The 14,512-nt window shown below is 70.8% G+C and carries 12 protein-coding genes; 11 read left to right on the plus strand and 1 reads right to left on the minus strand.

Going from position 1 to position 14,512, the window contains the following annotated elements:
• The first annotated feature begins 11 nt into the window (after nt 1–11).
• The 4 genes from tig to clpX all read left to right on the plus strand — a co-directional run bounded on the left by tig (nt 12) and on the right by clpX (nt 4,662).
• Nucleotides 12–1,466 carry a trigger factor gene (gene tig / locus SCWH03_RS01400; RefSeq protein WP_173260732.1) on the plus strand — a complete coding sequence of 485 codons (1,455 nt, stop codon included), beginning with the start codon at nt 12–14 and terminating at the stop codon, nt 1,464–1,466.
• 402 nt (nt 1,467–1,868) lie between these two features.
• Complete coding sequence (locus tag SCWH03_RS01405; RefSeq protein ID WP_173261382.1) at nt 1,869–2,474, plus strand: ATP-dependent Clp protease proteolytic subunit; 606 nt, start codon at nt 1,869–1,871, stop codon at nt 2,472–2,474.
• An 83-nt stretch (nt 2,475–2,557) separates the two neighbouring features.
• Nucleotides 2,558–3,241, plus strand: coding sequence for an ATP-dependent Clp protease proteolytic subunit (locus SCWH03_RS01410; RefSeq protein ID WP_017944895.1), 684 nt, complete (start codon nt 2,558–2,560; stop codon nt 3,239–3,241).
• Nucleotides 3,242–3,384: 143 nt separating this feature from the next.
• Nucleotides 3,385–4,662: an ATP-dependent Clp protease ATP-binding subunit ClpX gene (gene clpX / locus SCWH03_RS01415; protein WP_173260733.1), complete on the plus strand. Its 1,278-nt coding sequence runs from the start codon at nt 3,385–3,387 to the stop codon at nt 4,660–4,662.
• Between the two features lie 166 nt (nt 4,663–4,828).
• On the opposite strand, the gene SCWH03_RS01420 is transcribed toward clpX, so the two are convergent.
• Nucleotides 4,829–5,776, minus strand: coding sequence for a hypothetical protein (locus SCWH03_RS01420; protein WP_173260735.1), 948 nt, complete (start codon nt 5,774–5,776; stop codon nt 4,829–4,831).
• Nucleotides 5,777–5,917: 141 nt separating this feature from the next.
• Here SCWH03_RS01420 and SCWH03_RS01425 point away from each other — a divergent pair, with 141 nt between their 5' ends.
• The 7 genes from SCWH03_RS01425 (at nt 5,918) to mreD (ending at nt 14,510) form a co-directional block, all read left to right on the plus strand.
• Nucleotides 5,918–8,566, plus strand: a complete 2,649-nt coding sequence (locus tag SCWH03_RS01425; RefSeq protein ID WP_173260737.1) for a valine--tRNA ligase — start codon at nt 5,918–5,920, stop codon at nt 8,564–8,566.
• Nucleotides 8,567–8,743: 177 nt separating this feature from the next.
• Nucleotides 8,744–10,258, plus strand: coding sequence for a bifunctional tetrahydrofolate synthase/dihydrofolate synthase (gene folC, locus SCWH03_RS01430; RefSeq protein ID WP_173260739.1), 1,515 nt, complete (start codon nt 8,744–8,746; stop codon nt 10,256–10,258).
• A gap of 4 nt (nt 10,259–10,262) precedes the next feature.
• A complete protein-coding gene (locus SCWH03_RS01435) occupies nt 10,263–10,625 on the plus strand; it encodes a DUF4233 domain-containing protein (RefSeq protein WP_173260741.1) in 363 nt (120 codons plus the stop codon).
• Nucleotides 10,626–10,740: 115 nt separating this feature from the next.
• Entirely contained in the window at nt 10,741–11,151 is a 411-nt protein-coding gene (gene ndk, locus SCWH03_RS01440) for a nucleoside-diphosphate kinase (protein WP_173260743.1), read from the plus strand.
• Nucleotides 11,152–11,475: 324 nt separating this feature from the next.
• Nucleotides 11,476–12,495, plus strand: a complete 1,020-nt coding sequence (locus tag SCWH03_RS01445; RefSeq protein ID WP_173260745.1) for a rod shape-determining protein — start codon at nt 11,476–11,478, stop codon at nt 12,493–12,495.
• A gap of 261 nt (nt 12,496–12,756) precedes the next feature.
• Entirely contained in the window at nt 12,757–13,827 is a 1,071-nt protein-coding gene (gene mreC, locus SCWH03_RS01450) for a rod shape-determining protein MreC (protein WP_173260747.1), read from the plus strand.
• Between the two features lie 17 nt (nt 13,828–13,844).
• Entirely contained in the window at nt 13,845–14,510 is a 666-nt protein-coding gene (gene mreD / locus SCWH03_RS01455; protein WP_173260749.1) for a rod shape-determining protein MreD, read from the plus strand.
• Nucleotides 14,511–14,512 lie beyond the last annotated feature (2 nt).

Here is a 14,512-nt window from a genome sequence, read left to right on the forward strand (position 1 = left end):
GAGACCGAACCGTGAAGAGCGCCGTGGAGACCCTGAACCCGACCCGGGTTCGGCTCACTGTCGAGGTGCCCTTCGAGGAGCTCAAGACCAGCCTCGACGCGGCGTACAAGAAGATCAACCAGCAGGTCACGGTCAAGGGCTTCCGCAAGGGCAAGGTCCCGGCGCGCGTCATCGACCAGAGGTTCGGCCGCGGCGCGGTGCTGGAGGAGGCCGTCAACGACGCGCTCCCGAAGTTCTACACCGACGCGGTCAACGACGCGGAGATCAACCCGCTCGGCCAGCCCGAGGTCGACATCACCGAGCTGAAGGACGGCGAGACGCTGAACTTCACCGCCGAGGTCGATGTCCGCCCGGCCATCGAGATCCCGGACTACTCCGGCATCGAGATCGAGGTCGACGCCGTCGAGGTGTCCGACGAAGACGTCGAGAAGGCAGTCGAGCAGCTGCGTACCCGCTTCGCCTCCACCTCTCCGGTGGAGCGCGCCGCGGCCGAGGGCGATGTCGTGACGATCGACCTGGAGGCGAAGGTCGACGGCGAGGTCCTCGAGGACGGCGTCGCCGACGGCGTGCAGTACACGATCGGCTCGGGTGAGCTTCTCGACGGCATCGACGAGGCCGTCACCGGTCTGGAGGCCGGCGGCGAGGCCACCTTCACCTCGCAGCTGAAGGGCGGCTCGGCCGAGGGCAAGGACGCCGAGGTCACCGTCAAGGTCACCCAGGTCGCCGCGCGTGAGCTTCCCGAGCCGGACGACGACTTCGCGCAGATGGCCAGCGAGTTCGACACCTTCGAGGAGCTGAAGGCCGACAGCCGCAAGCGCCTGGAGAACACGAAGCAGTACGACCAGGCCACCCAGGCCCAGGAGCGCGTGCTCGAGAAGCTCCTGGAGCTGGTCGAGGTCCCGATCCCCGAGAAGCTCCTCGAGGACGAGATCCGCACCCGCAGGCACAACCTGGAGCACCACCAGCTCGGTCAGATGGGCCTCGACCTCGCGAAGTACCTGGAACTCCAGGGCAAGACCGAGGAGGAGTTCGACGCCGAGACCAAGGAGCAGGCGGTCAAGGGCATCAGGACCCAGTTCGTCCTCGACGAGCTGGTCTCCAAGGAGAAGCTCAGCGTCAGCCAGGAGGAGCTCACCGAGCACCTGATGCGGCGCGCCGCCTCCTCCGGCATGTCCCCCGACCAGTTCGCGCAGGCCGTGGTCGAGGGCGGCCAGGTGCCGATGCTCGTCGGCGAGGTCGCCCGCGGCAAGGCCCTTGCCACGGTCGTCGAGGCCGCCGTGGTCAAGGACACCAAGGGCGAGGTCGTCGACCTGAGCGACGACGAGGACGAGACCACCGAGGCCACCGAGACCACCGAGGCCGCCGCGGCCACCGAGGCCGCCGCGGCCACCGAGGCCGCCGCGGCCACCGAGGCCGCCGAGGCCTCCGCCGCAGCCACCGGTGACGAGCAGAAGTCCGAGGGCTGAGTCACCTGACTCCGGGAGGGCACGGGCCGGCGCGCCGGCCCCTGCCCGACGGACACCCGTACGACGGGCCCTGAGCTGCGCCGGCGCAGCTCAGGGCCCGTCGCCGCGTCCAGCCCGGGCGGAGGCACGGTCGCGGAGCCGACCGCGCGACCCCGCAGTCCCGCAAGGGCCCCGCAAGGTCCGCCGGGCGCTGATCCACCGGGGACGACGGGGGCCCTGAGCTTGCGCTGCCAGCGAACAGTTCCTGAACCGGGATGGCGCCCGCCCACCAGCGCGTTAGGGTCCATGAATACGAGGGCAGGGGACTACCCGCCCGCGGGGGATCTCCCCGCCTCCAGGTTCCCAGACGCTGAGACGGCCGCAGCCGTCAGAGACGAGCAGGTGGATTACGTGACGATTCTGATGCCTAACGCCGCCGGTGAGCCGTCCATCGGTGGAGGCCTCGGTGACCAGGTCTACAGCCGGCTGCTCGGCGAGCGCATCATCTTCCTGGGCCAGCAGGTGGACGACGACATCGCCAACAAGATCACGGCACAGCTCCTCCTCCTGGCCGCCGATCCGGAGAAGGACGTCTACCTGTACATCAACAGCCCCGGTGGCTCGGTGTCGGCCGGTATGGCGATCTACGACACCATGCAGTACATCCCGAACGACGTCGTCACCATCGGCATGGGCATGGCCGCGTCGATGGGGCAGTTCCTGCTCACCGGTGGCACCGCCGGCAAGCGCTTCGCCCTGCCGCACACCGACATCCTGATGCACCAGGGCTCGGCCGGTATCGGCGGTACCGCATCGGACATCAAGATCCAGGCCGAGTACCTGCTGCGCACCAAGCAGCGCATGGCCGAGATCACCGCCCGCCACTCCGGCCAGACCGTCGAGAGGATCATCCGCGACGGCGACCGCGACCGGTGGTTCACGGCCGAGGAGGCCAAGGACTACGGGCTCCTCGACGAGATCATCTCCGCCGCTTCGGGCGTTCCGGGCGGCGGCGGCACCGGCGCCTGAGTCCGGCCGCCGGGACGCCGCCCCCGGCACCGGGACGCCGCCCCGCCCGCTCCCGAAGCCCCAGCCCACCGAACGCCACCAGGATGGTGAACACGACCATGAACCAGTTCCCCGCAGCCTCCGCGAGCGGCCTCTACACCGGACCGCAGGTGGACAACCGGTACGTCGTCCCCCGCTTCGTCGAGCGCACCTCCCAGGGCGTGCGCGAGTACGACCCGTACGCCAAGCTCTTCGAGGAGCGTGTGATCTTCCTCGGGGTGCAGATCGACGACGCGTCCGCCAACGACGTCATGGCGCAGCTGCTGTGCCTGGAGTCGATGGACCCTGACCGCGACATCTCCATCTACATCAACAGCCCCGGTGGCTCGTTCACCGCGCTGACCGCCATCTACGACACGATGCAGTTCGTGAAGCCGGACATCCAGACGGTCTGCATGGGCCAGGCGGCATCCGCCGCCGCTGTGCTGCTCGCCGCCGGCACCCCCGGCAAGCGGATGGCCCTCCCGCACGCCCGGGTGCTGATCCACCAGCCGTCCTCGCAGACGGGCCGGGAGCAGCTCTCGGACCTGGAGATCGCGGCCAACGAGATCCTCCGCATGCGCGAGCAGCTCGAGGAGATGCTGGCCAAGCACTCCTCCACGCCGATCGAGAAGGTCCGCGAGGACATCGAGCGCGACAAGATCCTCACGGCCGAGGACGCGCTGGCGTACGGCCTGGTCGACCAGATCGTGTCGACCCGCAAGAGCGCGGCCGCCGCGGCCGCCTGACGTGCGGCCTGTCCTTGGCGCGGTACACGTCGATGTGAACCGCGCCAAGGGGGGCCCGAACCGGGGGCCCGGCAAGGTACCGTCGGATATGAGGCACCAGGAGCCGCTGAACCAAGCGCTCCCAGGCGAAGGGGAAGCACCTCGTGGCACGCATCGGTGATGGCGGCGACCTGCTCAAGTGCTCGTTCTGCGGAAAGAGCCAGAAGCAGGTGAAGAAGCTCATCGCAGGCCCCGGGGTGTACATCTGCGACGAGTGCATCGACCTCTGCAACGAGATCATCGAGGAGGAGCTCACCGAGAGCTCCGAGGTGCGGTGGGAGGAACTCCCCAAGCCGCGCGAGATCTACGAGTTCCTCGAGGGGTACGTCGTCGGGCAGGAGCCCGCGAAGAAGGCCCTCTCGGTCGCGGTGTACAACCACTACAAGCGCGTCCAGGCCGGTGAGAACGGCCAGGGCCGGGACGACGCCATCGAACTCGCGAAGTCCAACATCCTGCTGCTGGGCCCCACGGGTTCGGGCAAGACGCTGCTCGCCCAGACCCTGGCGCGGATGCTCAACGTGCCGTTCGCCATCGCCGACGCCACGGCCCTGACCGAGGCCGGGTACGTGGGCGAGGACGTCGAGAACATCCTGCTGAAGCTGATCCAGGCCGCCGACTACGACGTCAAGAAGGCCGAGACCGGGATCATCTATATCGACGAGATCGACAAGGTCGCCCGTAAGAGCGAAAACCCGTCGATCACCCGGGACGTGTCGGGCGAGGGCGTCCAGCAGGCCCTGCTGAAGATCCTGGAGGGCACGACGGCCTCCGTCCCCCCGCAGGGCGGACGGAAGCACCCGCACCAGGAGTTCATCCAGATCGACACCACGAACGTGCTGTTCATCGTGGGCGGTGCGTTCGCGGGGCTGGAGAAGATCATCGAGTCCCGGGCGGGGGCCAAGGGCATCGGCTTCGGCGCGACGATCCGCTCCAAGCGAGAGATCGACGCCAGCGACCAGTTCCAGGAGGTCATGCCCGAGGACCTGGTGAAGTTCGGGATGATCCCCGAGTTCATCGGCCGCCTGCCGGTCATCACCTCGGTCCACAACCTGGACCGCGAGGCCCTGCTGAAGATCCTGGTGGAGCCGCGCAACGCGCTGGTGAAGCAGTACCAGCGCCTCTTCGAACTCGACGGAGTGGAGCTGGACTTCGACCGCCCCGCCCTCGAGGCCATCGCCGACCAGGCCATCCTTCGCGGCACGGGCGCGCGCGGGCTGCGCGCCATCATGGAGGAGGTCCTGATGTCGGTGATGTACGAGGTGCCGTCCCGCAAGGACGTCGCCCGCGTCGTGATCACGGCGGACGTCGTCCACAACAACGTCAACCCGACGCTGGTACCGCGGATCGTGAAGAACGACGGCCGTCACGAGAAGAGCGCGTAGCGCGGTACGCGGGGGGCCGGTTCACCGAACCGTCCCCCCGCCCCCGCGGTCGGAACGCCCTCTGCGCTGGTCCCGCTGCTGCTGCGCGGGAAGTCACCGGGCCCGGTGGCCCCGGCCCCGGGCACGCGGGCCGGTCACGCCCTGCACCACGGGCGCCGGGGCGTAATCAGACCCTTGTGCGCGAGGTGCCGTACAGCTCGGCCGTCAGCTCGGCCACCTCGCTCTGCGGCACGGCCCTGCCTCCGCCGCCCAGGACCTGGGACAGGTCGACCACGTTCACCCCGGCGATCGTGCTGAAGTCGGCCCAGGCGCACATGGGCACCTCGAACGCCTTCGCGCCCAGGCCCGCCGAGGCGGCGTCGCCCGTGGGGGTGAGCCTGGCCGTCCGGCACTTCATCAGGGCGCCTTCGAAGCCCGCGGGCTCGACGTCGGAGGCCTCGCCGACGAACTCGATGCGCACATCGGCGGAGCCGTCCCCGCCGCTCTCCTCCAGCTTGCGGAACCAGCCGTCGAGCGCCTTCTCCGGGTCGTCGATCTCGCCCCAGAGGCCGGTCAGGCTCAGCGCCCTGCCGGTCAGCGGCTGCTCGGGGTCCCCCGACGTGTAGTTGGCGCCCGCCTGCCGGGCGCCCTCGATGCCGAGGAGGGCCTCGGCCTCCGACTTCTCCTTCGCGGAGAGCCCGTCGGTGCTGTCCCTCTCCTTCTTGAACTCCCCGGCCGACGCCGCGGGCGTCAGCCGGTAGCCCTTCGTGTCCGCCGCGACACCGGAGCCGGACCCGCCCGACGTGAGCCACCAGGTGCCGCCCGCGACCACCGCGAGGGCGGCGACCGCGCCACCCGCGACCAGCGCCTTCCTCCGGCCGCCGGTTCGTGCCGCGGGCGGGGGCGGGTAGGCGCCGGGGCCCGCGCCGCCCTGGGGCTGCGGGCCGTACGGTCCGGGCTGCGGGGCCTGCGGGTGGCCGTAGCCGTGGCCCGGCTGCGGCGGGGGGAAACCCCCCGGCTGCCGGGGCGGTCCGTATCCGGGCTGCGGCGCCCCGTGCGGCCCCTGGGGCGGCGGGTCGTACGGTCCGGGCTGCCGGGGCTGACCGCCGTACGGGCCCGGCTCGTTGTGGCTCATTCCTGGGTTCCCCCTCCAGAGATGCTCGTGCGCTCCCGACATCCTGGCGGAACGGGCCCGGCTCCGTGACCACCGGGGCCCGTACCGTTACCGAACCTTCCCGTTTCGGAACGGGACCGCGACCCCTCTAAACTGTGGCCCGTGACCGAGAACACTCAGCAGCAGCCAGTCAGCACCCCCGAACTGCCGACCCAGTACGCGCCGGCCGAGGTGGAGGGGAAGCTGTACGAGCGCTGGGTAGAGCGCGGTTACTTCGAGGCGGACGCGCAGAGCGGCAAGCCCCCGTACACGGTCGTCATCCCGCCGCCCAACGTCACCGGCAGCCTCCACCTGGGCCACGCCTTCGAGCACACGCTGATCGACGCCCTCACCCGCCGCAAGCGGATGCAGGGCCACGAGACGCTGTGGCAGCCCGGCATGGACCACGCGGGCATCGCCACGCAGAACGTCGTCGAGCGCGAGCTGGCCAAGGAGGGCAAGTCCCGCCACGACCTCGGCCGTGAGGCGTTCACCGAGCGCGTCTGGCGGTGGAAGGCCGAGTCCGGAGGGCAGATCTCCGGTCAGATGAGGCGCCTCGGCGACGGCGTCGCCTGGTCCCGTGAGCGCTTCACCATGGACGAGGGCCTGTCCAGGGCCGTCCAGACCATCTTCAAGCGGCTCTACGACGACGAGCTGATCTACCGCGCCGAGCGCATCATCAACTGGTGCCCGCGCTGTCTGACGGCCATCTCCGACATCGAGGTCGAGTACCAGGACGACGACGGCGAGCTGGTCTCGATCCGCTACGGCGAGGGCGACGAGGCGATCGTCGTCGCGACCACCCGCGCCGAGACGATGCTCGGTGACACGGCCGTCGCGGTCCATCCCGAGGACGGGCGCTACCGGCACCTCGTCGGCCGCGAGATCGAGCTGCCGCTCACCGGCCGCCGCATCCCGGTCGTCGCCGACGAGCACGTCGACCCCGGGTTCGGCACCGGCGCCGTCAAGGTGACGCCCGCCCATGACCCGAACGACTTCGAGATCGGCCGCCGCCACGGACTGCCGAACCTCGCCGTCATGGACGAGCGCGCGGTCATCACCGCGCACGGCCCCTTCCAGGGCCTGGACCGCCTGGAGGCCCGCTCCGCCATCGTCGCCGCGCTGCGCGCCGAGGGCCGGATCGTCGCCGAGAAGCGCCCGTACACGCACTCCGTCGGCCACTGCTCGCGCTGCAAGACCACCATCGAGCCGCGGCTGTCCCTGCAGTGGTGGGTCAAGGTCGGCCCGCTGGCGAAGGCGGCCGGTGACGCCGTCCGCGACGGCAGGGTCAGGATCCACCCGCAGGAGATGGAGAAGCGGTACTTCGACTGGGTCGACAACCTCCACGACTGGTGCATCTCACGCCAGCTGTGGTGGGGCCACCGCATCCCGGTCTGGTACGGCCCGGACGGCGAGGTCGTCTGCGTCGGTCCCGACGAGGAGCCCCCGTCCGGGGAGGGCTGGCACCAGGAGACCGACGTCCTGGACACCTGGTTCTCCTCCGGGCTGTGGCCCTTCTCCACCCTGGGCTGGCCGGAGCGGACCGAGAGCCTGGCGAAGTTCTATCCGAACTCCGTCCTGGTCACCGGCTATGACATCCTCTTCTTCTGGGTCGCCCGGATGATGATGTTCGGCCTGTACGCGATGGACGGCACCCCTCCGTTCCACACCATCGCCCTGCACGGCATGGTCCGCGACCAGTTCGGCAAGAAGATGTCGAAGTCCTTCGGCAACGCGGTCAACCCGCTGGACTGGATGGAGACGTACGGCTCCGACGCGCTGCGCTTCACGCTCGCCCGCGGTGCCAACCCCGGCGTCGACGTCCCGATCGGCGAGGACTGGGTCCAGGGCTCGCGCAACTTCGCCAACAAGATCTGGAACGCGACCCGCTTCGCGCTGATGAACGGCGCCACGGTCGAGGGCCCGATGCCGGCGCACGAGCGGCTGTCGGCGGCGGACCGCTGGATCCTCTCGCGGCTGAACGCGGTGGTCGCCGAGGTCGACGCGTACTACGACGACTACCAGTTCGCGAAGCTGTCGGACACCCTCTTCCACTTCGCCTGGGACGAGGTCTTCGACTGGTACGTCGAGCTCTCCAAGACCACGTTCCTGGCCGGCGGCGAGCCCGCGAAGGTGTCAGCCCGGGTGCTCGGCGAGGTCCTCGACGTCACGCTGCGGCTGCTGCACCCGGTGGTCCCGTTCGTCACCGAGACGCTGTGGACCGCGCTCACGGGCGGCGAGTCGGTCGTCGTCGCCGACTGGCCCGGGGCGGTGGCCGTGCCCGGAGCCGAAGCCCCCGGGGGCTTCCGCGACGCCGCCGCCGAGCGGGAGATCGAGCTCGTCCGCCGCGTCGTCACCGAGGTCCGACGGTTCCGCTCCGACCAGGGCCTGCAACCCGGCCAGAAGGTCCCGGCCCGGCTGACGCTGGGCGGCACGGCCCTCGCTCCCCACGAGGGCGCGATCCGGCAGCTGCTCCGGCTGCAGCCGGAGGGCGACTCCTTCCACGCCACGGCCACGCTGCCGGTCGCGGGCGCCGAGGTCGCGTTGGACCTCTCCGGAGCGATCGACGTGGACGCGGAGCGCAGGCGCCTGGCCAAGGACCTCGCGGCAGCCGAGAAGGAGAAGGCCCAGGCGACCGCGAAGCTCGGCAACGAGGCGTTCCTCGCCAAGGCGCCCGACGACGTCGTGGACAAGATCCGCGGACGGCTGGCCAGGGCCGAGGAGGCCGTCGAGCGCATCGGCATCCAGCTCGCGAACCTGCCCCGGGGCTGATCCGCGGCGGCCGCCGCACCGTGCGAGGCCTCCGGAGCCCGGCGGGTCCGACCGGCCGGGGGCCGCGGCTTCGCACGCGGCTCCGGGCGGCGCCCGGACCTGGCACGGACCTGCCCCGGACCTGGCACGGACCGGCCGTCGGTCCGGGTGTCGGCGGCGCTCCGTAGACTGTCGGTCGTGAGCGACCAGCAGCCAGAACCCTTCGACGCAACCGGCGACGAGTTCGACGCGATCGTCGACGCCGAGACCGACCGCGACCCCGATCTGGCGGTGATCGAGGCCGGGAGCCGCACACTGCGCACCCAGGCCGGGCCGCCGCGGGGCGACCAGGTGCCGGGGCGGCCCGCCGACCCGGAGGTGGACAAGGCGCTCGGCGAGGTCGAGCAGGAGCTGGCCGGCCGCTGGGGCGAGACCAAGCTGGAGCCGTCCGTCAGCCGGATCACCGCACTGATGGACGTGCTGGGGGAGCCCCAGCGCGCCTACCCGTCGATCCACATCACGGGCACCAACGGCAAGACCTCCACCGCCCGCATGATCGAGGCGCTGCTGAGCGCCTTCGAGCTGCGCACCGGCCGGTACACCTCGCCTCACGTCCAGTCGGTCACCGAGCGGATCAGCCTGGACGGCGCCCCGATCGGCCCCGAGCGGTTCATCGCCACGTACCAGGACGTCAAGCCGTACGTGGACATGGTCGACGCCGCCCAGGAGCACCGGCTCTCCTTCTTCGAGGTGCTCACCGGCATGGCCTACGCCGCCTTCGCCGACGCACCGGTGGACGTGGCCGTCGTCGAGGTCGGCATGGGCGGCAGCTGGGACGCGACGAACGTCATCGACGGTTCGGTCGCGGTGGTCACCCCCATCGACCTGGACCACACCGACCGGCTGGGCACCACCGCGGCCGAGATCGCCGGAGAGAAGGCCGGGATCATCAAGCAGGGCGCGGCGGTGATCCTGGCGCAGCAGCCGGTGGACGCCGCCCAGGTGATGCTGAAGCGGGCCGTCGAGGTGGACGCGACGGTGGCCCGCGAGGGCATGGAGTTCGGGGTGGTGTCACGGGAGGTCGCCGTCGGCGGGCAGCTGCTGACCCTGCGCGGCCTCGGCGGCGAGTACGGCGAGGTCTTCCTGCCGCTGCATGGCGCCCACCAGGCGCACAACGCGGCGGTGGCGCTGGCGGCGGTCGAGGCGTTCTTCGGCATCGGCGCGGAGCACGCGCGGACGCTGGACGCGGAGACGGTCCGTTCCGCGTTCGCCTCGGTGGTGTCGCCGGGCCGGCTGGAGGTCGTGCGGCGCAGCCCGACCGTCGTCCTGGACGCCGCGCACAACCCGGCCGGTGCCCGGGCGGCCGCGGAGGGGGTCACCGAGTCGTTCGGCTTCTCGCGGCTGGTGGGAGTCGTGGGCGCGAGTGCCGGCAAGGACGTGAAGGCGGTGCTGGAGGCCTTCGAGCCGATCTTCACCGAGATCGTCGTCACCCAGAACTCCAGCCATCGGGCGATGGACGCCGACGAGCTTGCGGCGGTCGCCGTGGAGGTGTTCGGCGACGAGCGGGTGGTCGTCGAGCCCCGCCTCGACGACGCCCTGGAAGCGGCGATCACACTCGCCGAGGAGGAGGCGGAGTACGCCGGCGCCGGCGTCCTGGTGACCGGCTCCGTGATCACGGTCGGCGAGGCCCGGCTGCTGCTGGGAAGGGGCTGAGTCCATGCGTACGCTCTGCGCGTCGACGCTGATCGGAGAGTTCTTCGTGATCGGCTTCGCCGGTCTGGTGGCGATGAAGGACCCGGATCTGTCCGCGGCCGCCGTGTGGACGGTGAGCGGGGTCGCGATGCTGCTGGCACTGGTGCTGTGCGGGATGGTCACCCGCCCCGGCGGGGTGCCGCTCGGCTGGGCGCTGCAGATCGGCCTCATCGCGAGCGGCTTGGTGGTCCCGACCATGTTCGCCCTCGGGGCCGTGTTCGCCGGCCTGTGGTGGGCCTCGGTGCACTACGGCCGCAAGGTCGACGAGGCCAGGGCCCGCTGGGCGGAGCGGCAGAGCGCGGCGGGTCCCGAGCCTGACGCTGTGTGACCGGTGCCTGCGGGGCCCTGTAGCCTCTGAGCACCGGCAAGACCGTTCGTCCTCTCATCCTGCGGACTCTCCCTCAGCCAGGAAATCCCGGGACCCGCACTCGAAGGAGCCCTTTGTGAGCCAGCGCACGCTCGTCCTGCTCAAGCCCGATGCCGTACGCCGCGGCCTGGTCGGCGAGATCATCGGTCGGATCGAGCGCAAGGCGGGCTGGCGGATCACCGCGCTGGAACTGCGCGAACTGGACCAGGAGACCCTGGAGCAGCACTACGGCGAGCACCGGGGCAAGCCGTTCTACGAGCCGCTGGTCGCCTTCATGGCCTCCGGTCCCGTCGTCGCCCTCGTGGTGGAGGGCGAGCGGGTCATCGAGGGGGTGCGCGCGCTGGCCGGTCCGACCGACCCGATCGCGGCCGCGCCGGGTTCCATCCGCGGCGACTACGGCACGATCGTCCGCGAGAACCTGATCCACGCTTCGGACTCCGAGGAGTCCGCCGAGCGGGAACTGAAGATCTTCTTCCCGGGGCGCTGAGGCTCCCGGCCCCGCAGGGCCCTCGCCGCACCCCCGCCGGATCAGTGACCGGCAGTCAGCCGTTCAGCGCTCGGCCCCTGGGGCGACCGAAGGAATCTCGGTCGCCCTTCGGCATAGGCCGCCCGATACCGGGAACGCATCGGTCCGACTCGTCGTCACCCTTATTGGGGCGGGGCCAGCGCGCGTAGTCGCCGCCGGCGGCACTACGATGGAGGCCTTCACGCCGTGGCATCCGCGCAATCACCCTCCTCGCCTGCCTGAAAAGCCGTCAAAGCTCGATTTGGGAAGGCCCGACGCATCCTCATGGGACACAAGGGGAACTCTATGTCGTTCATCGGCCGTGACATGGCTGTCGACCTCGGGACCGCCAACACGCTGGTGTACGTCAGGGGCCGGGGGATCGTCCTCAACGAGCCGTCCGTGGTCGCCATCAACACCAACACCGGCGGCATCCTCGCGGTGGGGGCCGAGGCGAAGAAGATGATCGGCCGCACGCCCGGGAACATCGTCGCGGTGCGCCCGCTGAAGGACGGCGTGATCGCCGACTTCGAGATCACCGAGCGGATGCTCCGCTACTTCATCCTCAAGATCCACAAGCGCCGGTGGGCGGCCCGGCCCCGCATCGTCGTCTGCGTGCCCTCGGGTATCACCGGGGTCGAGCGCCGCGCGGTCATCGAGGCGTCCACCCAGGCGGGCGCCCGTCAGGTGCACATCATCGAGGAGCCGATGGCGGCCGCCATCGGAGCGGGTCTGCCCGTCCACGAGGCCACCGGCAACATGGTGGTGGACATCGGCGGCGGCACCACCGAGGTCGCCGTGATCTCTCTCGGGGGAATCGTCACGGCACAGTCCATCCGGGTGGCCGGCGACGAGCTGGACAACGCGATCATCCAGCACGTCAAGAAGGAGTACAGCCTCCTGCTGGGTGAGCGGACCGCGGAGAGCATCAAGATCACTATCGGCTCGGCCTACGACCTGGACCAGGACGAGCACACCGAGATCCGCGGGCGCGACCTGGTCTCCGGGCTGCCGAAGACCGTGGTCATCTCCGCCACCGAGGTCCGCAAGGCCATCGAGGAGCCGGTCAACGCGATCGTCGACGCGGTGAAGACCACCCTCGACAAGTGCCCGCCGGAGCTGTCCGGCGACGTCATGGACCGCGGCATCGTCCTCACCGGCGGCGGTGCGCTGCTGCGCGGGCTCGACGAGCGGCTGCGCAGCGAGACGGGCATGCCCATCCACATCGCCGAGGACCCGCTGGACTCGGTGGCGCTCGGGTCGGGCAAGTGCGTCGAGGAGTTCGAGGCGCTCCAGCAGGTGCTGGACGCCCAGCCCCGCCGCTAGCGCCGGTCCGCGATGGGCCGTTCGGGTGTCCTTCGGCCCCGCTCCGCCGGTCGTCCGTACAACAGCACACGTCACGACAGGCGCCACACGCAACACCACGCGCCACCGGGTACCAGCACGCACCACCTGCACCACCTGCACCACGGCCCACCGCCACGCACCACCATGCACCGCCACACACCACCATGCACCGCCACGCACTGCAGAGCCCGGCATCCACATTCCGACGAGATTCCGACGAGGAAGGCACGGCCGCCGCACGTGAGGGACACGAAAGAGAGCCGGCTGCTCCTGGTCCTGCTGATCGCCATCGCGTTCGCGCTGATCACGGTGGACATCCGCGGTGGCGAGGAGTCACCGGTCGACGGCGCCCGGCAGGCCGCGGCCGCCGTCTTCGGCCCGGTCGAGAACGGCGTGGCCTCCGCCGTCGATCCGGTCGGCAACGCCATAGGAGCGATCCGCGACTCGGGCGAGCGGCACGACCGCATCTCCGTCCTCGAGCGCGAGAACGCCGCACTCAAGGCGAGACTCGGCAGCGATGACCGCAACCGCAGCAGGATCCGCCAGCTCGACAGCATGCTGAAGAAGGCGGCCAACGGGCAGTACGGCATCAAGGGGGCCGAGGTCATCGCGATAGGAGCCGCCCAGGGCTTCTCCTGGACGGTCACCATCGACGCCGGCTCGGTCGACGGCATCCAGCGCGACATGACCGTGCTCAACGGTGACGGCCTCGTCGGCCGGGTGACCACCGTCGGCCCGACCACCTCGACCGTACTCCTCGCCAACGACCCGGACTTCACCGTCGGCACCCGTATGGAGCGGACCGACGAGCTGGGCTTCGCCACCGGCCAGGGCGACCAGCCGCTGTCCGTGCAACTCCTCAACGGCAAGGCGAAGGTGCGCAAGGGGGACCGGCTGGTCACCTTCGGCTCGCAGGCCGACAAGCCGTTCGTACCCGGCGTGCCGGTGGGCGAGGTCGTCCGGGTCGACCCCTCCGGCGGCGCGCTGACCCGCAATGTCTTCGTCCGGCCGTACGCCGCCTTCAGCAAGCTCGACATCGTCGGGGTCGTCGTCCAGGCGCCCCGCACCGACCCGCGCGACGCGGTGCTTCCCCCCAGGCCCAAGCCGACACCCACGCCCACCGTGACCGTCACCGTCACCCCCTCCGCGGACGGCGGTGTCCGGGCGCAGACCGGCGCACCGGAGCAGCCGGACCGGGAACAGGACCGGGACCGGGAACAGCAACGTGACCAGGACCAGGACCAGGACCCGGGCGGGCAGACCCCGCGGGCGGACAGCACCGCGGCCGCCACCGGCCGCGACGACGAGTAGCAGGAGGAGTCGAACACATGCGCTTCAACCGGATGCTCCTCTCCGCGACGCTCGTCGTGGTCGCGCTCGTCGTCCAGGTCGCCGTCCTCGCCCGGCTCCAGCTCCCCGGAGCCGTGCCGGACCTGCTGCTGCTCACCGTCGTTGCCCTCGCGCTCGTCTACGGCCACACCGGCGGCGCCCTCGTCGGCTTCGGCGCGGGACTTCTCGCCGACCTGGCTCCGCCCGCCGACCACGCCGCCGGTCGCTACGCCCTCGTGCTGTGCGTCATCGGCTACCTGGTCGGACTCGCCCGACCCGAGAACGGTCGGCTGACCTCCGCCACCGGCCCGATGGCGGTGGTCGTGGCGGCGGCCGTCGGCTCGACCCTGCTCTACGCGCTCGTCGGCGCCCTCGTCGGCGACACCGCCGCACGCCATGTCGGCCTGGGTTCGCTGCTGTTCACGGCGGCCCTGTACGACCTGCTGCTCGCTCCGTTCACCGTGCCGCTGATCATGGCGCTGGCCAGACGCGCCGACGGCGATCCGCTCGCCGAGCCCCAGGCCGGGGCCGGCGACGTCTCCAGCGGCTGGGCCACCTCCGGCACCGGACTGCGAATCGGCCGCCAGCGCGGCGGGCTGCGGATCAGGGCGGCCAGGACGCGGGCCTCCCGCGCCGGCCGCATCAGGGGAGTCAAACGACTGTGACC

The sequence above is a fragment of the Streptomyces pacificus genome (assembly GCF_011766325.1).
GTDB lineage: Bacteria > Actinomycetota > Actinomycetes > Streptomycetales > Streptomycetaceae > Streptomyces > Streptomyces pacificus.

Bases quoted from the DNA above. Each gene is read 5' to 3' on its own strand.
- mreD (WP_173260749.1), top strand. From the start codon at position 13,845: ATGCGCTTCAACCGGATGCTCCTCTCCGCGACGCTCGTCGTGGTCGCG.
- SCWH03_RS01435 (WP_173260741.1), top strand. From the start codon at position 10,263: ATGCGTACGCTCTGCGCGTCGACGCTGATCGGAGAGTTCTTCGTGATC.
- SCWH03_RS01420 (WP_173260735.1), bottom strand. From the start codon at position 5,776: ATGAGCCACAACGAGCCGGGCCCGTACGGCGGTCAGCCCCGGCAGCCC.
- SCWH03_RS01405 (WP_173261382.1), top strand. From the start codon at position 1,869: ATGCCTAACGCCGCCGGTGAGCCGTCCATCGGTGGAGGCCTCGGTGAC.
- SCWH03_RS01445 (WP_173260745.1), top strand. From the start codon at position 11,476: ATGTCGTTCATCGGCCGTGACATGGCTGTCGACCTCGGGACCGCCAAC.
- SCWH03_RS01410 (WP_017944895.1), top strand. From the start codon at position 2,558: ATGGTGAACACGACCATGAACCAGTTCCCCGCAGCCTCCGCGAGCGGC.